The organism is Bacteroides congonensis, from assembly GCF_900130125.1.
GTDB lineage: Bacteria > Bacteroidota > Bacteroidia > Bacteroidales > Bacteroidaceae > Bacteroides > Bacteroides congonensis.
This window is the reverse complement of record NZ_FQXY01000008.1, coordinates 453,845-473,882: the sequence shown is the minus strand read 5'-3', so window position 1 is coordinate 473,882 and position 20,038 is coordinate 453,845. Positions and strand designations below refer to the sequence as shown.

16 protein-coding genes are annotated in these 20,038 nt (G+C 43.4%); 9 read left to right on the top strand and 7 right to left on the bottom strand.

What is annotated here, in order from left to right:
• The first annotated feature begins 10 nt into the window (after positions 1-10).
• The 3 genes from BQ7997_RS05300 (at position 11) to dnaA (ending at position 3,933) form a co-directional block, all read left to right on the top strand.
• Positions 11-1,267: an N-acetylmuramoyl-L-alanine amidase family protein gene (locus BQ7997_RS05300; RefSeq protein ID WP_073344817.1), complete on the top strand. Its 1,257-nt coding sequence runs from the start codon at positions 11-13 to the stop codon at positions 1,265-1,267.
• Positions 1,268-1,276: 9 nt separating this feature from the next.
• Entirely contained in the window at positions 1,277-2,170 is an 894-nt protein-coding gene (locus tag BQ7997_RS05295) for an MlaD family protein (RefSeq protein ID WP_022136950.1), read from the top strand.
• Positions 2,171-2,520: 350 nt separating this feature from the next.
• Positions 2,521-3,933 (top strand): chromosomal replication initiator protein DnaA, encoded by a 1,413-nt coding sequence (dnaA, locus tag BQ7997_RS05290; RefSeq protein WP_073344241.1) that lies wholly within the window; start codon positions 2,521-2,523, stop codon positions 3,931-3,933.
• Positions 3,934-4,021: 88 nt separating this feature from the next.
• Here dnaA and BQ7997_RS05285 read toward each other — a convergent pair whose 3' ends face one another.
• Positions 4,022-4,765, bottom strand: a complete 744-nt coding sequence (locus BQ7997_RS05285; protein WP_022136948.1) for an NADPH-dependent oxidoreductase — start codon at positions 4,763-4,765, stop codon at positions 4,022-4,024.
• Positions 4,766-5,049: 284 nt separating this feature from the next.
• On the opposite strand from BQ7997_RS05285, the gene BQ7997_RS05280 reads away from it, so the two are divergent.
• The 4 genes from BQ7997_RS05280 to folB all read left to right on the top strand — a co-directional run bounded on the left by BQ7997_RS05280 (position 5,050) and on the right by folB (position 12,059).
• The gene (locus tag BQ7997_RS05280; RefSeq protein WP_022136947.1) at positions 5,050-7,587 is read left to right on the top strand and encodes an adenosylcobalamin-dependent ribonucleoside-diphosphate reductase; all 2,538 of its coding nucleotides are present in this window, start codon (positions 5,050-5,052) and stop codon (positions 7,585-7,587) included.
• Between the two features lie 131 nt (positions 7,588-7,718).
• A complete protein-coding gene (locus tag BQ7997_RS05275; protein WP_073344238.1) occupies positions 7,719-10,400 on the top strand; it encodes a 4-alpha-glucanotransferase in 2,682 nt (893 codons plus the stop codon).
• Between the two features lie 251 nt (positions 10,401-10,651).
• The gene (locus tag BQ7997_RS05270) at positions 10,652-11,704 is read left to right on the top strand and encodes an acyltransferase family protein (protein ID WP_073344236.1); all 1,053 of its coding nucleotides are present in this window, start codon (positions 10,652-10,654) and stop codon (positions 11,702-11,704) included.
• Positions 11,688-12,059: a dihydroneopterin aldolase gene (gene folB, locus BQ7997_RS05265; protein WP_073344234.1), complete on the top strand. Its 372-nt coding sequence runs from the start codon at positions 11,688-11,690 to the stop codon at positions 12,057-12,059. Before BQ7997_RS05270 ends, folB begins: the two co-directional genes overlap by 17 nt.
• A 4-nt stretch (positions 12,060-12,063) precedes the next feature.
• On the opposite strand, the gene BQ7997_RS05260 is transcribed toward folB, so the two are convergent.
• The 4 genes from BQ7997_RS05260 to mtaB are packed head-to-tail and all read right to left on the bottom strand — an operon-like array spanning position 12,064 to position 15,872.
• Positions 12,064-12,594 (bottom strand): methylglyoxal synthase, encoded by a 531-nt coding sequence (locus tag BQ7997_RS05260; RefSeq protein WP_022136943.1) that lies wholly within the window; start codon positions 12,592-12,594, stop codon positions 12,064-12,066.
• Positions 12,595-12,598: 4 nt separating this feature from the next.
• Positions 12,599-13,627 (bottom strand): glycosyltransferase family 2 protein, encoded by a 1,029-nt coding sequence (locus BQ7997_RS05255; protein WP_073344232.1) that lies wholly within the window; start codon positions 13,625-13,627, stop codon positions 12,599-12,601.
• Positions 13,624-14,550 carry a lysophospholipid acyltransferase family protein gene (locus BQ7997_RS05250; protein WP_073344229.1) on the bottom strand — a complete coding sequence of 309 codons (927 nt, stop codon included), beginning with the start codon at positions 14,548-14,550 and terminating at the stop codon, positions 13,624-13,626. Before BQ7997_RS05250 ends, BQ7997_RS05255 begins: the two co-directional genes overlap by 4 nt.
• 2 nt (positions 14,551-14,552) lie before the next feature.
• Positions 14,553-15,872: a tRNA (N(6)-L-threonylcarbamoyladenosine(37)-C(2))-methylthiotransferase MtaB gene (gene mtaB, locus BQ7997_RS05245; protein WP_073344226.1), complete on the bottom strand. Its 1,320-nt coding sequence runs from the start codon at positions 15,870-15,872 to the stop codon at positions 14,553-14,555.
• Between the two features lie 110 nt (positions 15,873-15,982).
• Here mtaB and BQ7997_RS05240 point away from each other — a divergent pair, with 110 nt between their 5' ends.
• Both BQ7997_RS05240 and BQ7997_RS05235 read left to right on the top strand, forming a co-directional pair.
• A complete protein-coding gene (locus tag BQ7997_RS05240) occupies positions 15,983-17,656 on the top strand; it encodes a long-chain fatty acid--CoA ligase (protein ID WP_022136939.1) in 1,674 nt (557 codons plus the stop codon).
• 159 nt (positions 17,657-17,815) lie between these two features.
• Positions 17,816-18,037 (top strand): hypothetical protein, encoded by a 222-nt coding sequence (locus BQ7997_RS05235; protein WP_022136938.1) that lies wholly within the window; start codon positions 17,816-17,818, stop codon positions 18,035-18,037.
• Between the two features lie 104 nt (positions 18,038-18,141).
• Here BQ7997_RS05235 and BQ7997_RS05230 read toward each other — a convergent pair whose 3' ends face one another.
• Both BQ7997_RS05230 and BQ7997_RS05225 read right to left on the bottom strand, forming a co-directional pair.
• Complete coding sequence (locus BQ7997_RS05230) at positions 18,142-19,059, bottom strand: sugar phosphate isomerase/epimerase family protein (RefSeq protein WP_073344815.1); 918 nt, start codon at positions 19,057-19,059, stop codon at positions 18,142-18,144.
• An 89-nt stretch (positions 19,060-19,148) separates the two neighbouring features.
• Positions 19,149-20,018, bottom strand: a complete 870-nt coding sequence (locus tag BQ7997_RS05225) for a 3-keto-disaccharide hydrolase (protein WP_073344223.1) — start codon at positions 20,016-20,018, stop codon at positions 19,149-19,151.
• Positions 20,019-20,038 lie beyond the last annotated feature (20 nt).

Below are 20,038 nucleotides of genomic sequence, written 5' to 3'. Positions count from 1 at the left end.
TATTACAAATATGAAACTGAATAGACCATACATAGTATATATATGCATTTGCCTCTGGCTACTTTTTCTACCCTCATGTACCAGCCATTTATGGGGGAAGGACTTTGTAGTAGTTATTGACGCCGGACACGGCGGACATGACCCCGGTGCCATAGGCAAAACAGCCAAAGAGAAGAACATCAATCTGAACGTTGCCCTGAAAGTAGGGAATTTGATAAAAAGAAACTGCGATGACGTCAAAGTGATTTACACCCGCAGCAAAGATGTCTTCATCCCCTTAGACCAACGTGCCGAAATCGCGAATAACGCGAAGGCTGACCTCTTTATCTCCATCCATACCAACGCACTGGCAAACAACCGCACAGCCAAAGGGGCATCTACCTGGACACTGGGTCTTGCCAAATCGGACGCCAATCTGGAAGTCGCGAAACGGGAGAACTCCGTAATCCTCTACGAAAGCGATTATCAGACACGATATGCCGGCTTCAATCCGAACTCCGCAGAATCTTATATCATATTTGAATTTATGCAGGACAAGTACATGGAGCAGAGTGTGCATCTGGCTTCACTGATGCAAAAACAATTCCGCCACACCTGCAAACGGGCAGACCGCGGAGTGCATCAAGCGGGATTCCTTGTCCTGAAAGCAAGTGCGATGCCGAGCATCCTGATAGAACTGGGATTCATCTCTACCCCTGAGGAAGAACGGTATCTAAGTTCCGAAGCAGGAGCCTCAACCATGGCAAAAGGTATTTATCATGCTTTCCTGAATTATAAAAGAGAGCATGAAATACGTCTAACGGGAGTCAGCAAAACAATTATCCCCACCGAACGGGAAGAAAACGATGCTCAGGCAATTGCACAAAAAGACACGGAAAGCGTGACAGCCCCTCAACAGAAGGAATTACTGGCAGAAGCCAGAACAAAACCTGCTTCGGCAACAAAAACGACAACAAACCGCCCGATTGCATCGGAAAGCGCAACCAATGACAGTGAAATTACGTTTAAGATACAGATACTCACCTCTTCCAAACCTCTTGCCAAAAACGACAAACGGTTGAAAGGGCTGAAAAATGTGGATTATTATAAGGAAAAGGGCATATACAAATATACGTATGGCGCTTCCGGTGATTATAACAAAGTGCTGCGTACGAAACGCACCATTACGCCACAATTCAAGGATGCTTTCATCATCGCCTTCCGAAACGGGGAGAAAATGAACGTCAACGAAGCGATTGCCGAATTTAAAAAGAGAAGAAATAAATAAAAAGATAAAATGAAGTACATTACAAAAGAAGTCAGAATAGGTATTGCAGGTATCATTGCACTATGCGTGCTTGTTTATGGGATTAACTGGCTGAAAGGGATACATATGTTTCAACCTTCAAGCTATTTCTATGCCAAATTTCAGAACGTGAACGGACTGACCAAGTCGAGCCCGGTGTTTGCGGACGGTGTACGCGTGGGTATTGTACGTGACATCTATTATGATTACACGAATCCCGGAAATGTAGTGGTGGAAGTGGAACTGGATACGGAACTGCGTATCCCGAAAGGAAGTACTGCCGAACTGGTAGCCGAACTGATGGGCGGTGTACGCATGAACATACTCCTGGCAAACAACCCGCGCGAAAAATATGCCGTAGGTGATACCATCCCCGGCACGATGAACAACGGAATGATGGAAAGCGCGGCGAAGCTCATCCCCAAGGTAGAGGAAATGCTCCCGAAACTGGACTCCATCCTTATCTCATTGAACAATATCTTAGGAGACAAGAGCATCCCCGCCACTTTACATTCAATAGAAACAACCACAGCCAACCTGGCAGTAGTCAGCTCGCAAGTGAAAGGACTTATGAGCAACGATATCCCGCAGCTCACCAGCAAGCTGAATACAATCGGGGATAACTTCGTAGCTATCAGCGGCAACCTGAAGGAAGTGGACTATGCATCCACTTTCAAAAAAATAGACGAAACACTGGCTAACGTAAAAATACTTACAGAGAAATTGAACAGCAAAGATAACACTCTCGGACTGCTCTTCAACGACCCGACTTTATACAATAATTTGAACGCTACAACCGAAAACGCAGCGAGCTTGTTGGAAGACCTGAAAGAGCATCCGAAACGCTATGTTCACTTCTCATTATTCGGTAAGAAAGATAAGTAGCATTTTATCGTTATATAGATTTTATCTAAATAACGAAGCGTTTCGAAAAGCGTGTCATTGCTTCTCAAATGTCTATCTACAAACCGAAATAATATTCCCGTACAAACGTACAAATGGAAGAAAAATGAACAGCATTTTATATATAACAAACTAGAATACAGATACTTATAATTTTGCAAGAGTGGATTAACATATAGTGTTCCGTCAGATGTATATAAGTCATTGAAAGTAAACACATTATTATTCTCACGAAAAAAACAAGAAAAAGCTGATTTGTTTTTTCGGAATAAGATTCCCAATTTTGCAAACGTAGAAGTTTTGCTTAATTAATAAATGTATTAAAAGTCACTATGATTGAATCAAATCATGTCGTACTTTGGAACCGCTGTCTCGACATTATAAAAGACAATGTTCCCGAGACGACATATAATACTTGGTTTGCCCCTATTGTCCCATTGAAATATGAGGACAAAACATTGATTTTACAAATCCCCAGCCAGTTTTTCTATGAAATACTGGAAGAGAGATTCGTAGATCTTATCCGCAAGACATTGTATAAGGTCATTGGCGAAGGCACCAAGTTGATGTACAACGTCATGGTAGACAAGACTTCGATTCCGAATCAAACCGTGAATCTCGAAGCAAGCAATCGCTCTACGGCTATTACTCCCAAAAGCATATTTGACGGTAACAAAGCGCCTAACTTCTTGAAGGCTCCTGCTGTTCAGGACTTAGACCCGCATTTGAACCCCAATTATAACTTCGAAAACTTCATTGAAGGATACAGCAACAAGCTGTCGAGAAGTGTAGCCGAAGCCGTAGCACAAAAACCCGGGGGTACTGCTTTCAACCCGTTGTTCCTCTATGGAGCATCCGGAGTGGGAAAAACGCACCTTGCAAACGCAATAGGCACGAAAATCAAAGAAATTTATCCGGAGAAAAGAGTATTGTATGTTTCGGCACATTTGTTCCAGGTACAATATACGGACTCTGTACGTAATAATACGACGAACGATTTCATAAACTTCTATCAGACGATTGATGTATTGATTATCGATGATATCCAGGAATTTGCCGGTGTCACCAAGACGCAGAACAATTTCTTCCATATCTTCAATCATCTACACCAAAACGGCAGACAGCTCATATTGACTTCCGACCGCGCTCCCGTGTTGTTGCAAGGTATTGAAGAACGACTGCTCACCCGTTTCAAATGGGGCATGGTGGCAGAGCTCGAAAAGCCGACCGTAGAACTTCGTAAAAACATTCTGCGCAATAAGATACACCGCGACGGATTACAGTTCCCGGAAGAAGTTATCGACTATATTGCCGAGAACGTAAACGAAAGTGTACGCGACCTGGAAGGTATCGTTATCGCAATCATGGCACGCTCTACTATTTTCAACAAGGAAATAGATATGGATTTGGCGCAACACATCGTACATGGAGTGGTTCATAATGAGACAAAGGCTGTTACCATTGATGATATTCTCAAAGTGGTATGCAAGCATTTCGATCTGGAACCGGCTGCCATACACACAAAATCCAGAAAGAGAGAAGTAGTTCAAGCAAGGCAGATCGCCATGTATCTCGCCAAAAATCACACAGACTTTTCAACATCCAAGATAGGAAAGTTCATCGGTAACAAGGATCATGCAACCGTACTTCACGCCTGCAAAACCGTAAAAGGACAATTAGAGGTGGACAAGAGCTTTAGTGCAGAGGTACAGGAGATTGAGTCGTTGCTGAAGAAAAGAAACTAAGAATAGCGGTTAACGTTTAGTGATTAGTGATTAACAGGCTGCGCATTTACGCTTTAAGTCTTAACCACTAATCACTAAACGTTAGTCATTATTTCAAGAATCCCTGCTGACGAAGTACTTCCAACAGATTCTCAGACATAAATTCGTTATCTTTCTTTGTGTAACGTACATCTGTAAATACCTGGGCAAGAGTTTCTTTCTTATTTTCTTCGATAAACTGTTTGTTTTCCGGCAATGATTCTTTGTATGCGTAGAGCTTATCTATCTCTTCCGGCGTATAATCGTGGTACTTTTCATCATGCACGGCAGCTTCCAAAGGCAGACGGTCTACTTGCGCGGGAATACCATCGGGATAACCTACCGTTATCGTTGTGAGAGGGAATACCAATTCGGGTAGTTGAAGGGTATCAATAATCATTTGGGGATTATAAGTAGTAGTGCCCAAATAGCAAATACCGAGTCCTACTTCTTCGGCCAGCGTGCAGAAAGTCTGCGCAACCAACAAAGTATCCATGGACGCATTCATAAAAGACATTAAATTATCATAGCCCGGTACCGCTTTCCGCTGTTCACACCACTTGCTGAAGCGACGGAAATCAGCACAAAAAGTAAGTACCACAGGTGCATTTTTTACCATCGGCTGGTTAAAATGGGCAGGGGAAAGTTTCTCTTTCATTTTCGCGTCGCGAGTGACAATTACACTATAAAGTTGCATCCCACCCATCGTAGAAGCACGAAAAGAGGTTTCAAGCAAATCATTTAACAAATCAGGAGCAATGTCCTTCGACTGGTATTTCCTGATTGTTCTTCTGTTCTTTACGGTTTCAAACATATCTTTTTTTTGCAAAGATATAAAAAGAAAAAACTATTCCACCACACAGACAGAAAAGAATAGTTTTCTTTTTGGAAAACTTTAACCTTTGAACAAAATTCAATTTCATCTGTTTATCAAACACTTAGCGCACACAAATGGAAAACTTGCAACCTGTTAATAAATTGTTTCATTTTTATTTTGATAGATGAAAAAACATTCTTAGCTTTGCGCCTGCATTTGTTAACGATAAGTAAACTTCTACACATTACTTATTAAAAATCAGATTTAACACAAATTGAATCGTGGAAAAACAAATTTATTCTTATGACGAAGCCTACGAAGAATCTTTACGATATTTTCAGGGCGACGAGCTTGCTGCAAGGGTTTGGGTAAACAAATACGCAGTAAAGGATTCTTTCGGAAATATCTATGAAAAGTCTCCGGAAGACATGCATTGGAGAATCGCAAATGAAGTGGCACGTATCGAATCCAAGTATCCGAACGCGCTGACAGCTAAAGAGCTGTACGATTTACTGGATCACTTCAGATACATCGTTCCCCAAGGTAGCCCGATGACAGGAATCGGTAACGACTACCAGGTTGCTTCACTATCCAATTGTTTCGTTATCGGAGTAGATGGCGCCGCCGACTCATACGGGGCGATCATCAAAATCGACGAAGAACAGGTACAACTAATGAAAAGACGTGGTGGCGTGGGTCATGACTTGTCGCACATCCGTCCGAAAGGTTCTCCGGTTAAAAACTCCGCACTGACTTCTACCGGTCTTGTTCCGTTCATGGAACGTTATTCGAATTCAACTCGTGAGGTAGCCCAGGACGGACGCCGCGGCGCGTTGATGTTGAGCGTATCTATCAAGCATCCGGATTCCGAAGCTTTCATCGACGCCAAGATGACAGAAGGGAAGGTGACAGGCGCAAACGTTTCGGTCAAACTGGACGATGATTTCATGCAGGCTGCCGTAGACGGAAAGCCTTATGTACAGCAGTATCCTATCAACTCGGCGAATCCGTCATTTACGAAAGAAATCGACGCTTCTACCTTATGGAAGAAGATTGTTCATAACGCATGGAAATCAGCAGAACCGGGTGTCCTGTTCTGGGATACGATTATCCGCGAGTCTGTGCCCGATTGCTATGCAGACCTGGGTTACAAAACCGTATCTACCAATCCGTGTGGTGAAATCCCTTTGTGTCCTTATGACTCTTGCCGCCTGTTGGCAATCAATCTATATTCGTATGTAGTTAATCCTTTCAAGCCGGATGCTTATTTTGATTTTGATTTATTCCATAAGCATGTAGCTTTGGCACAACGCATCATGGACGACATCATCGACCTCGAACTGGAAAAGATCGAGCGTATCATGAAGAAAATTGATGAAGACCCGGAAAACGAAGAAGTAAAACGTGCGGAACGTGTACTTTGGGACAAGATATACAAGAAGAGCGGACAAGGTCGCCGTACCGGTGTAGGTATCACTGCCGAAGGTGATATGCTCGCTGCTTTGGGACTGCGCTACGGTACGGAAGAAGCTACGGAATTCTCTGAAAAAGTACATAAGGCGGTAGCTCTCGGCGCATACCGTTCGTCAGTGGAGATGGCGAAAGAACGTGGCGCTTTCGAGGTATATGACAGCAAACGTGAACAGAACAATCCGTTCATCCAGCGTTTGGCGGAAGCTGATCCGGCACTGTACGAAGACATGAAGAAGTACGGACGCCGTAACATCGCTTGTCTGACTATCGCTCCTACCGGAACAACCAGTCTGATGACACAGACGACTTCGGGTATCGAGCCTGTGTTCCTGCCGGTTTACAAGCGCAGAAGAAAAGTGAATCCGAACGATACGAACGTCCATGTAGACTTTGTTGACGAGACAGGGGATGCATTTGAAGAATACATCGTATTCCACCATAAGTTCGTTACTTGGATGGAAGCCAATGGATATGATCCGTCAAAACGCTATTCACAGGAAGAAATCGACGAGTTGGTAGCTAAGTCTCCTTATTACAAGGCTACTTCCAACGATGTTGACTGGTTGATGAAAGTGAAGATGCAGGGAAGAATCCAAAAATGGGTGGATCACTCCATCAGCGTGACTATCAATCTGCCGAACGATGTAGACGAGGATTTGGTAAACCGCTTGTATGTAGAGGCTTGGAAATCCGGCTGTAAAGGATGTACCGTATATCGTGACGGTTCACGGTCGGGTGTATTGATTTCTACGAAGTCGGAAAAGAAAGAAGATTTACCGCCTTGCAAACCGCCTACGGTTGTAGAGGTACGTCCGAGAGTTCTGGAAGCTGACGTAGTGCGTTTCCAGAATAACAAGGAGAAATGGGTGGCTTTCGTCGGCTTGCTGGACGGACATCCTTACGAAATCTTCACCGGTTTGCAGGATGATGACGAAGGTATCCTGCTGCCAAAGAGCGTAACTTGCGGACGTATCATCAAGAACGTCGATGAGGACGGCACAAAACGTTACGACTTCCAATTTGAGAACAAACGTGGATATAAGACGACCATTGAAGGATTGTCAGAGAAGTTTAACAAGGAATATTGGAACTATGCGAAATTGATTTCGGGAGTACTTCGCTACCGGATGCCGATTGAGCAGGTTATCAAGCTGGTAGGCTCCCTGCAATTGAACAGTGAAAGTATCAACACCTGGAAAAATGGTGTGGAACGTGCTTTGAAGAAGTATATTCAGGATGGAACCGAAGCCAAAGGAAAGAAATGTCCGAACTGCGGCAATGAAACATTGATTTACCAGGAAGGTTGCCTGATATGTACTAGCTGCGGCGCTTCCAGATGTGGATAAACATCTTACGTATGTTAATTAATATATAAACAAAAGGCTAAAAGGAGTTCGTGAGGACTCCTTTTATTTTTTATTCAAAAAAATGTCTTATACTTGCAGTGTCTTAAATATTCAATCAAAATCTAATATATATGATTTTATCATTTAATATCGAATATCGCACCAACTGGGGGGAAGAAGTCAGGCTTGCCGGCTTGTCCACAGAGTCTGTCCCCATGCACACAACAGATGGCATATACTGGACAGCAGAACTGGAAGTGGAAGTTCCCCAGGAAGGGTTGACTATCAATTATAACTATCAGATAGAACAAAACGGGAGCGTTATGCGCAAGGAATGGGACAATTTTCCACGATGTATTTTCCTGTCCGGCGTCCCCAGAAAGAAATACAGAATCAATGATTGCTGGAAAAATATTCCGGAGCAACTGTACCTTTACAGTTCGGCTTTTACGGAAGCATTATTGTCGCATCCCGAAAGGGAAAGTATTCCGCAAGGTCACAAGAAGGGACTGGTAATCAAAGCTTATGCTCCACGCATTAACAAGGATTACTGTTTGGGGATTTGTGGCAATCAGAAGGCATTAGGCAACTGGGATCCGGAAAAGGCTGTTCTGATGAGTGACGCCAACTTCCCGGAATGGCAGGTGGAACTGGATGCCAGTAAACTCAAATATCCGCTGGAATATAAATTTGTTCTTTACAACAAGCTGGAAAAGAAAGTGGACTGTTGGGAAAATAATCCCAACCGCTACCTGGCAGACCCGGAAATAAAGACGAACGAAACGCTCGTGGTTTCCGACCGATACGCTAATTTTGATATTCCGGCATGGAAGGGAGCGGGTATAGCTATTCCTGTATTCTCGTTGAAATCGGAAAAGAGTTTCGGAGTCGGTGATTTCGGTGATTTGAAACGCATGATCGACTGGGCTGTACGTACGCACCAGAAGGTGATTCAGATTTTGCCCATCAACGATACGACCATGACGCATGCATGGACGGATTCTTATCCTTACAACAGCATTTCTATCTATGCTTTCCATCCGATGTATGCGGATATGAAGCAAATGGGAACCCTGAAAGATAAAGAAGCTGCATCCGGATTCAGCAAAAAACAAAAGGAACTGAATAGTCTGACTGCTATTGATTACGAAGCGGTCAATCAGACGAAATGGGAATTCTTCCGCCTAATTTTCCAACAGGAAGGAGAAAAGGTGTTGGCTTCCAAAGGGTTTAAGGAGTTCTTTGAAGCGAATAAGGAATGGTTGCAGCCTTATGCTGTATTCAGCTATCTGCGCGATGCTTACCGGACACCTAATTTCCGTGAATGGCCGAAGTACTCTGTTTATAATGCAGAGGAAATAGAAAAGATGTGTCAGCCGGAGACGGTAGATTATCCGCATATCGCTTTATATTATTTCATTCAGTATCACCTGCACCTGCAATTACTGGCAGCTACGAAGTATGCCCGTGAGAAGGGGGTCGTACTGAAAGGAGATATTCCCATCGGTATCAGCCGCAACAGCGTGGAAGCCTGGACGGAACCGCATTATTTCAATCTGAACGGACAGGCAGGAGCTCCGCCCGATGATTTCTCTGTGAATGGACAGAATTGGGGATTCCCCACATACAACTGGGATGTGATGGAGAAAGACGGATACCGCTGGTGGATGAAGCGTTTCCAAAAGATGGCTGAATACTTTGACGCCTACCGGATTGACCATATTCTCGGATTCTTCCGTATCTGGGAAATACCGATGAATGCCGTACACGGATTGTTAGGCCAGTTTGTTCCTTCCTTGCCTATGAGCCGGGAAGAGATAGAGAGTTACGGCTTCACATTCCGGGAAGAATATCTGAATCCATATATCCATGAGTCCTTCCTCGGACAGCTATTCGGGCCTTACACGAATACTGTGAAGCAAGATTTTCTCGAGTTGGCAGACGAGTCCGGGATTTATCACATGAAGCCGGGATTTGAAACGCAACAGGAAGTGAAACAGTTCTTTGCCGGCAAGAATGACGAAGACAGCATTTGGATTCGGGACGGATTATATTCCTTAATCAGTAATGTATTGTTTGTACCGGACAGAAAAGAGGAAGGAAAATATCATCCCCGCATCGGTGTACAACGCGACTTTATCTTCCGCGCATTGAGTGAAGAGGATAAGAATGCCTTTAATAAACTATACGACCAGTATTATTATCATCGTCACAATGAGTTCTGGTATCAGCAGGCGATGAAGAAGTTACCTCAATTAACGCAGTCCACCCGTATGTTGGTATGCGGAGAGGATTTGGGTATGATACCTGCCTGTGTGCCGTCAGTTATGAATGATTTACGTATTCTTAGTCTGGAAATCCAACGGATGCCTAAAAATCCGATGCATGAGTTCGGACATCTGAAAGAATACCCGTACCGGTCGGTTTGCACAATTTCCACGCATGATATGTCTACGCTGCGCGGTTGGTGGGAAGAAGATTACCAACAGACGCAACGTTATTACAATACAATGCTGGGACATTATGGTATTGCGCCTACTGTTGCGACTCCTGAACTGTGCGAAGAGATTGTACGTAACCATCTTAACAGCAACTCGATGCTCTGCATCTTGTCATTCCAGGACTGGTTGTCCATAGACGGGAAACTACGGAATCCGAATGTACAGGAAGAACGGATCAACGTCCCGTCCAATCCGCGGAATTATTGGCGGTATCGGATGCATATCACACTGGAGCAATTGATGAAAGCACAGAAGCTTAATGACAAAATATGTGAGTTGATAAAATATACCGGAAGAAATCCCGAAAAATAAATATAGACAAGGTACTATTAAACAACGTAGATAATACGCGGATAATACAGGCTTAAAGATATGAGAACCCTGAATTATCCGCGTTATTCATATCTCAAGCATTCTTTTTTTGCAATAACCGAACCAGCGTTCCTTCTATTGTTTCTCTTTACGCAGCCGTCTTTTAATTTTCTTTGTCTTCTCCGTTTTTATTCCAATTTATCAAGTATCTTTGCGCCCGAATTGCGAAATAAAAGATATTAAAAGAGAGAATGGAAGGCAACCCGGGGAAACGTATTGATTTTGTGGACTTAACCAAAGGAGTCTGCATCATTCTTGTAGTCATGGCGCATATTGGCGGGGCTTTCGATAAACTCGACAAGGATTCTATGCTATCTTGTTTCCGCATGCCGCTCTATTTTTTTATATCGGGAGTCTTTTTTAAATCATACGAAGGATTATTAGGATTCATTGTCCGAAAAATAAATAAGCTGATTATCCCTTTCCTGTTTTTTTATCTAAGTGCTTTCCTGCTGAAATATATCATTTGGAAAATAGCACCGGGAGTTTTTCAATTACCTGTATCATGGAAAGAGCTGTTGGTCGTATTCCACGGGCACGACCTTATCAAGTTCAATCCGCCCATTTGGTTTCTGCTCGCATTGTTCAACTGTAATATCCTGTTTTATCTGATACATTTCTTACGGGAGAAGCATTTACCCCTCATGTTCGCTCTTACGCTATTGATAGGCTGCACTGGATTTTATCTCGGAAAGTTGCAGATAGAATTACCTCTCTATATAGATATCTCCATGACTGCCCTGCCTTTTTATGTAGCGGGGTTTTGGATTCGCAGATATAACTTTTTCCTGTTTCCAAGCCATCGGTTTGACAAGCTGATTCCTGTTTTTGTCCTATTGGCATTGGTGGTGATGTACTTTACTGCCACTACATTAGGGATGCGCACAAACAACTATTCAGGAAATATCTTCCAAGTTTATGTCGCAGCATTTGCAGGAATATTTATGATTATGTTACTTTGCAAAAAAGTGAAAAGGCTGAAGGTTGTTTCTTATCTGGGACGATATTCTATTATCACCCTGAGTATTCACGGGCCTATTCTTCATTTTTTAGGGCCACTGGTAGCACGATATATTCATAATGACTGGGCACAGGCAATTGCACTCCTGCTCATAACATTGAGTATCTGTATCCTGCTCACTCCCGTATTTCTGAAAGTAATCCCGCAAATGGTTGCGCAGAAAGACTTATTGAAAGTAAAACAGAATCATACCAACAATCCATCATATGAAGATAAACAATAGCTATATTCTTTTGAAAGAGATTCGCTGCTACGCCTATCACGGAGTCGCGCCACAAGAGAATCTTATCGGGAACGAATACATCATTGACTTGAAGATGAAAGTAAATATCAGTAAAGCCGCACAAACGGACGAAGTTGCCGATACCGTTAACTACGCCGAAGTACATCGTGTGATAATGACAGAAATGGCTGTTCCATCAAAGTTACTGGAACACGCAGGGGGGCGAATTGTTGAAAAACTTTTTCAACAATTCCCGACTATTGAAGAAATCGAACTACGACTTTCTAAAAGGAATCCACCAATGGGGGCTGATATAGAGTCTGCGGGCATAGAACTGCATTGTAGCAGAAAGTAAAAACTTATAATTTTCTTTTCTTCTTTCTTCTATCCACAGCTTCCACCGCTTCCGTTACCACAGGCTTATCCTGGAAACGTTTCGTATAACTGGAATAATCAGGATGAGTACGTTCGTAATTGGGATCCATAAACAACGGACTGGAAATAATATGATCCGCCGTTGAACGGTTACAACAGAAAACGATATTTTCGACACCTGCCAGGCGGGTTAATGCTTTCACATCCGTATCATGCGGTTGCAAAGTCATTGGGTCAGTGAAAAAGAAAAGATAATCAATCTGTCCTTCCACAATACGCGCCCCCATTTGCTGGTCGCCACCCAAAGGCCCGGATTTCAAAATCGTAAAATCCCATTCCTGCCCGGGATGTTTCTCTTTCAATGCTTCCAATATCAATGTACCGGTAGTACCTGTACAGTAGAATTTATTTCCCATCAATAATTCGGAGTTCCACAATACCCATTCGATGAGGTCTTTTTTCATCGCATCGTGCGCTACCAGCCCGATGCCTCTTCTTACTTTTGATGCTTCCATCTTGTTATCCTTTTAAGTCCGACAATTGAGAGAACCGTTTGCATCCTCTCACATAAAACTGCCACAAGATACTACTTTTTGTCCGTTCGGGAATCGGATTCAAAGTTTTTTTTCTTTGATTTTCTTCACGGGATGAAGAAAATGACGGACATATCTGCTTATACTCCTTGCGTGCACTTACCACCGCACGAGCATTACCTACATCACCTTTCAGCAGAAAAGCAAGTGCTGCTACATAATCAAGACAAGCCCGGATACGCATCACTTTATTTAACTCTTCCCGTGGAAGATTCTTATAGAGCATGACAAGATTATTACGGAAATTAAGAAAAGTCTTACGGGGATTCTCTTTTTTGAGGGTAGCCCCGCCTACATGATAGACAACACTTTGAGGAATACAAACAATCTCACGCCCACGGGAACGGAGTCGCCAACAGAGATCAATCTCTTCCATATGCGCAAAGAAACGTCCATCCAGTCCGCCGACATTCAGATAATCGGCACGGCGGATAAACAAAGCCGCCCCCGTCGCCCAAAATACGGGAAGTATCGTATCGTACTGACCTTCGTCTTTCTCGACTACTCCCATGATACGACCACGACAGAAAGGATAACCATACTTATCTATAAATCCCCCCGATGCCCCGGCATATTCAAAATATTCTTTTTGCCGCTGGCTGCGTATCTTCGGCTGACAAGCGGCCACTTCCGGATGAGCATCCAAATAGGCAATCATCGGTTCCAGCCAATGCTCCGTCACTTCCACGTCGGAGTTCAGGAGTACCACATATTCAGCATCTATCTGTTGCAAAGCCAAGTTATATCCGTCCGCGAATCCATGATTCTGTTCGAGCAAGATTGTCCTGACAGAAGGAAATTCCCGACGAAGCATATCCACCGAATCATCCGTAGAACCATTGTCCGCCACACAGACCTCTATCCCCTCTCCTTCCGAATAACGGATTACAGACGGAAGAAAAGTGCGAAGCATATCGCATCCGTTCCAATTCAGAATGACAACCGATACTTTCATTTTCCTTCTTTTCTCTTGAGCTGTTCTTCCTGTTCATTCCGCGCACATTCTTCCGGAGTAAATTTCCATCGTTTATGCGACCACAACCAGTAGGCAGGTTCTCTGCGAAGAGTTTGCTCCAAACGCTGCGCAAACATTTCGGTTATCTCTCCCTCGGCTGTTTCCTTGGGAGTTTCCGTCATCAATTTAAATTCGGCTTCGCAATATCCTCTGCGATTCTTCGTCAGTTCACAATAGAAAACAGGGAAGTTCATCATTTTGGCAATACGTTCCGCACCATTCAGGAAAGCGGTTTGCTGTCCCAGGAAGGTAGTCCAATATCTATCACCGCTAGGCCACTGGTCGGTAATCAGTCCGACCACCATCTTTTTGCCTTCACGTTTCAATTTGATAATCTCGCGGGCAGTAGAATGTTTCGGTATATTGTATCCGCCAAAACGGGAACGGATACGTTTGAACAGTTCGTCCAGATATTTATCTTTCAAAGGCTTATACACCTGTACGGGGACATCTCCCGGCTTCATGACCGCCCCCATCCCTATCAGCCATTCATAATTGGCATAATGGGGAATCATCACGATAATTCCGCCATACTTTTCCGTCAGTTCCAAATACTGTTCCGTATTCTTATAAGTCATCCTTTTGCAAAGGTCTTCGGCAGACATGTGCAGTAACTTCAAATCTTCCAGCATATAATCCGAAAGGTAACGATAAAATTTGCGCTCTATCTGCAATCTTTCTGCATCGGGCTTTTCCGGGAATGACTTTTTCAAGTTCTCCCGAACGACTTTCCGGCGATATTTTCCCACACGGTACATCAACAGATAATTGAAATCCGAAAGGATATACAATATTCTGAACGGAAGGGCTGAAAAGAGCCACATCCCCGTAGATACGAGCCAATAGATAAGTTTTGATTTCATACTTATATCAGAATTGTACCTTTTAAGGCTGTCTTATCTTCGTTAAATTCTCCCAAACGTACATTGACCACCTGATTGTCGAGCGAGTTGTCACTATCCACTTCCACACGGATATAGTTTTCCGTAAATCCATGCATCGGAGTGCCTGCTTTCGATTTCTCCATCAGTACCGGCATAGTCTGTCCGATATGACGGGCATAAAACGCCTGCGTCTTTTCATCCGAAAGCGTCAACAGCCGTTGGCTGCGCTGATGCTTATCTTCAGGTGAAACGACATAGTCTATCTTGAGCGCCTGTGTTCCCGGACGTTCGGAGTAGCTGAACACGTGCAGTTGTGTCACGTCCAATCCGGCAATGAACTGATAGGCTTGCTCGAAATATTCTGCCGTCTCGCCACGAGTTCCCACAATCACATCCACGCCGATAAAGGCGTCAGGCATCACCTCTTTTATCTTCTTCACTTTCGAAGCAAAGAGAGCGGTATCATAGCGACGGCGCATTAATTTCAATACTTCGTCGCATCCCGATTGCAAAGGAACATGGAAATGAGGCATAAAGCGTTGGGAGCGAGATACGAATTCGATGATTTCATCCGTCAGCAAGTTGGGTTCAATAGAAGATATACGGTAACGTTCAATTCCTTCCACTTCATCCAGTGCTTTCACCAGGTCAAAGAAAGTTTCACCCGTTGTCTTGCCGAAATCTCCGATATTCACTCCGGTCAGGACGATTTCCTTTCCGCCTTCGGCAGCGGCACTCTTTGCCTGCTCCACCATAGAAGCAATAGTCCCGTTACGGCTTCGCCCGCGGGCAAAAGGAATGGTACAATATGAACAGAAGTAATCACACCCATCCTGCACTTTCAGGAAAAAGCGCGTACGGTCACCCCGTGAACACGAAGGAGAAAAGGAACGAATGTCTTTGGTTGCAGTAGTAACGGCTTCGCCTTTCTCATGTTTTTGCAAGTCGCCCAAATATTGGAGCAACTCTCCTTTCTGCTCGGCTCCCAATACTACGTCCACTCCGTCTATCTTTGCCACATCGCCGGGTTTCAACTGCGCATAACATCCGGTCACCACCACAAAAGCACCGGGATGCTGCTTCACCAACCGATGAATGGCCTGCCGGCATTTCTTATCCGCCATCTCAGTCACCGAGCAGGTATTCACCACACAGATATCCGCTTTCTCACCCTTACGGACAGTCCGCACACCTGCCTCACGCAGTATTTTACCAATAGTCGAAGTCTCTGAAAAATTTAATTTGCAGCCTAGTGTATAATAAACGGCTGTCTTATTTTGAAATACAGTGGTATCTATCATAAGCTGTTATAAACACATTAACTTTGCAAAGTTACACATTATTATTAGTAAAACCCTTTTGGATACGAAAGTTTATTCCTATTTTTGCACAATTCACTAAAAAACGTGCAATGATTAAAGAGAATTTCATTAAACTATACGAAAATAGTTTTCGTGAGAATTGGGATTTACCTTGTTATACTGATTACGGAGAAAATACCCAATATACGTACGGACAAGTAGCTGAAGAAATCGCCCGTTTACACTTGTTATTCAAGCATTGTAGCCTTCGCAGAGGAGATAAGATATCAGTTATCGGCAAAAATAATGCGCATTGGTGCATCGCCTATATGGCAACTATCACCTATGGCGCAATCGTCGTACCTATTCTTCAGGACTTTACTCCCAATGATGTTCATCATATCGTCAATCATTCCGAATCTGTCTTCCTGTTCACAAGCGACAGTATTTGGGATAACCTGGAAGAAGAGAAATTGCAGGGATTAAGGGGAGTCTTCTCACTGACCGACTTCCGTTGCCTGTATCAGCGTGACGGAGAGACAATACAGAAGTTTCTGAAGAATACCGATAAAGAGATGCATTCCTGTTATCCGAAAGGATTTACCCGCGAAGATGTGCAGTACACTACCCTCTCCAACGATAAAGTAATGCTCCTGAACTATACTTCCGGTACTACCGGCTTCAGTAAAGGAGTCATGTTGACCGGCAACAACCTTGCCGGCAACGTCACTTTCGGCATTCGTACCGAATTGCTCAAAAAGGGAGATAAAGTACTTTCTTTCCTTCCGCTTGCCCATGCCTACGGTTGCGCATTCGACTTTCTGACAGCAACAGCCGTCGGCACGCATGTCACCCTGCTTGGAAAAACTCCTTCGCCCAAAATCATTATGAAGGCTTTTGAGGAAGTGAAACCAAACCTGATTATCACCGTACCGCTCGTGATCGAAAAGATATATAAAAATATCATCCAACCTCTTATCAATAAGAAAGGGATGAAATGGGCGCTTAATATTCCTTTGCTCGACACGCAGATTTATAACCAGATACGCAAACGGCTGATCGACGCACTGGGCGGTCGTTTCAAGGAAATTATCATCGGCGGTGCCGCCATGGATAAGGAAGTGGAAGAGTTTTTCTACAAAATCAAATTCCCTTTCACCATCGGTTACGGAATGACAGAATGCGGGCCGCTTATCAGTTATGCTCCGTGGAATGAATTTGTATTGGGTTCTTCGGGAAAAATACTGGATATTATGGAAGCCCGTATCTACAAGGAAAACCCGGAATCGGAAGTGGGAGAAATACAGGTACGCGGTGAGAACACAATGGTAGGGTATTACAAGAATCCGGAAGCCACACGGGAAGTATTCACCGAAGACGGCTGGCTGCGCACCGGCGACCTCGGAACAATGGATGCCAACGGCAATATTTTCATTCGCGGACGTCTCAAGACCATGATTTTGAGTTCAAGCGGACAAAATATCTTCCCGGAAGAACTGGAAACGAAGCTCAACAACCTGCCGTTCGTTCTTGAAAGCATCGTCATCGAACGCAACAAGAAGTTGGTAGCCCTTGTCTACGCGGATTACGAAGCACTGGATTCACTCGGACTGAATAACCCGGATAACCTGAAAACAATCATGGACGAGAATCTCAAGAATCTGAACGCGAATGTAGCTGCTTACGAAAAAATCAGCAAGATACAACTCTACCCCACGGAATTTGAAAAAACACCGAAAAGAAGCATCAAAAGATACCTATATAACAGTATAGCTATCGATTAATATGTTCTAAAACATAGGGAAAGAGCAAGAAAGGGGCCAGTTACCAAAAAATATATAAAAAAAGTTGGCTTTTCGAGAACAACATATTGAAAAAGTACATACCTTTGCAGCGTTTTAATAAAGCAATTGATTGTATTACGTTTTTAAAAAGCAAAGAAAATGAAAAAATTAGTTTTGATGGCAGTAGCTATCGTAGCAGTATCATTCGCATCATGTGGTAACAAAGCAGCTGACGCAGCAAAAGCAACTGCAGATTCTATCCGTATCGCTGACTCAATCGCAGCAGTAGAAGCAGCAGCTCTTGAAGCAGAACAAGCAGCAGCAGATACTACAACAACTGATAGCGTTGCAGTAGAAGTAACTGAAACTGTAGCTGAATAATTCAGTAACAGCCAGGAGAGAATTGAAAGTCTGACATGCATAAAGCATGCACAGACTTTTTTTTATGCTCTATTGTAAGCTGTTTATACTATATAGACTAGAAGTTATTTGGAATAGGAGCTTTTCACAAAAGGAGCGTCCAATAAATAATCCAGGCTCACTTCCACACTCTCCTCTACCGGGATACTATATTTCTCGATTTCGGCTACAAGATAGTTTACACCTGCCATCTTTGCATTATTAAAGATAGCATCGAAGCCTACCATTCCGCTCTGACCGATTTCCCTGTGGTCTTTGATATGGAATATCTTGAACCTGCCCGGATATTTATTAAAATAATCGACCGGACTGTTTTGTCCGCGAACCACCCAGTAAACATCCATCTGGAAGAAAACGTATTCGGGATTCGTATGTTCCAGCATATAGTCATACATCACGTTACCTTCCACTTTTTGAAATTCATGGGCATGATTATGGTAGCCGAACTGCAAGCCCTGTTGCTTACAACGTTTGCCTATTTCATTGTAATAAGTACAGTAAGTTTCCAGATCCTTCAGTGTTTTAGGAACATCCATCCAGGGAGCTACGATATATTTCATACCTGCTGCCTTATGGTCTGCAATACACTGTTCCCACCATTCAAGTGACTTTGAATAATCACCGGAAGCCAGTTCTTCCTTCGACAATCCACGTGTACAATGCGAGGACAAGACTTTCATTCCAGTCGACTCGACATCTTTCTTGAATTGTTGAGGGGTTCTATCATAAAATTTTCCATTATTATAATTGGCCGCTTCAACACCGGTATAACCCATTTTTGCCAATTTCTCGAGAATAGCAGTATAAGCCGGATCACATTTACCGTCCTTATTGTCCACCTTATTCAATATATCTCTAACAGAATAGAGCTGAATAGCTACTTCTTTCCTTGCCTTCTTAGCTTTTTTCTTCGTCTGTGCGGTCATCGTAACCGGAATCATAAGAAGAACAGCCAAGGCATATAAATAAATTCGGGTTCTCATATAATAGATATCAGGAGTTATAAAATATACAGCTTCCACAAGTAAACAAATCCTCATTTACCTGTGAAAGCTGTGGTTAGTTAGTGAAGTTAGTCTAAAATCTTCACGCGGATATTGCGGAACCAAACGTCATCACCGTGATCTTGCAATCCGATAAATCCTTCATGGTTTTCGCCACCACAATTGTTCAGCAATTCAAATGCCAAAGGCCATTTGTCTTCGCTAAACTTGCTTGCCTGCAACATATCTGTCCACTGTTTTGTCCACAGGTGATATTCCAATACGTTTTCATCGTTTTGTCCGTGAACAACCGTGCCCTTATAAACCATAATCTTTGCCTTGTTCCATTCACCGAACGGTTTAGAGTTTTGAGGAACAGCCGGAATCATGTCATACAGAGAAGCCGACTGACGGTTGCCATCCTTACCCAATTGGGCATCCGGATGATTAGCATTATCCAACACCTGATATTCGGGTGCGGAAATATAAATAGGCTCAAGCACATCATTACCATCCTTATCTTTCGATGTAACTTCCTGAGCTAAATAGAAGATACCGGAGTTGCCACCTTTAGAAACTTTCCACTCCATCTCCAGTTCGAAGTTTTTAAACTTATGAGCAAAAATCAGGTCGCCGCCGTCACCGTCCTGCGCTTCACCGCCACCGGTTCCGTTGAATTTGATGCAGCCATCTTCAATTGTCCACTTGGTAGGAACACGATCCTTACCATAACCACGCCATCCGTTAAACGTTTCACCGTCGAAGATAGTGATGTAACCATCCTTATCGACAGGTAAATTCAAGCTGTCTGCTTCCACTGCTTTCAATGATTTAGAATAAGACAATGCAACCTTGTCTGATGTCTGCCCGTCTTGAGCATTTCCGGCTTTCTGACCGCCACAAGAAGTGAAAACTCCCGCAACCAGGCAACAAGCCAAAGGATAAAATACTTTTTTCATGATATTATTCTGTTATTTGA

Coding starts and splice junctions, on each gene's coding strand:
- BQ7997_RS05300 (WP_073344817.1), top strand. CDS start 11: ATGAAACTGAATAGACCATACATAGTATATATATGCATTTGCCTCTGG.
- BQ7997_RS05295 (WP_022136950.1), top strand. CDS start 1,277: ATGAAGTACATTACAAAAGAAGTCAGAATAGGTATTGCAGGTATCATT.
- dnaA (WP_073344241.1), top strand. CDS start 2,521: ATGATTGAATCAAATCATGTCGTACTTTGGAACCGCTGTCTCGACATT.
- BQ7997_RS05285 (WP_022136948.1), bottom strand. CDS start 4,765: ATGTTTGAAACCGTAAAGAACAGAAGAACAATCAGGAAATACCAGTCG.
- BQ7997_RS05275 (WP_073344238.1), top strand. CDS start 7,719: ATGATTTTATCATTTAATATCGAATATCGCACCAACTGGGGGGAAGAA.
- BQ7997_RS05270 (WP_073344236.1), top strand. CDS start 10,652: ATGGAAGGCAACCCGGGGAAACGTATTGATTTTGTGGACTTAACCAAA.
- folB (WP_073344234.1), top strand. CDS start 11,688: ATGAAGATAAACAATAGCTATATTCTTTTGAAAGAGATTCGCTGCTAC.
- BQ7997_RS05260 (WP_022136943.1), bottom strand. CDS start 12,594: ATGGAAGCATCAAAAGTAAGAAGAGGCATCGGGCTGGTAGCGCACGAT.
- BQ7997_RS05255 (WP_073344232.1), bottom strand. CDS start 13,627: ATGAAAGTATCGGTTGTCATTCTGAATTGGAACGGATGCGATATGCTT.
- BQ7997_RS05250 (WP_073344229.1), bottom strand. CDS start 14,550: ATGAAATCAAAACTTATCTATTGGCTCGTATCTACGGGGATGTGGCTC.
- mtaB (WP_073344226.1), bottom strand. CDS start 15,872: ATGATAGATACCACTGTATTTCAAAATAAGACAGCCGTTTATTATACA.
- BQ7997_RS05240 (WP_022136939.1), top strand. CDS start 15,983: ATGATTAAAGAGAATTTCATTAAACTATACGAAAATAGTTTTCGTGAG.
- BQ7997_RS05235 (WP_022136938.1), top strand. CDS start 17,816: ATGAAAAAATTAGTTTTGATGGCAGTAGCTATCGTAGCAGTATCATTC.
- BQ7997_RS05230 (WP_073344815.1), bottom strand. CDS start 19,059: ATGAGAACCCGAATTTATTTATATGCCTTGGCTGTTCTTCTTATGATT.
- BQ7997_RS05225 (WP_073344223.1), bottom strand. CDS start 20,018: ATGAAAAAAGTATTTTATCCTTTGGCTTGTTGCCTGGTTGCGGGAGTT.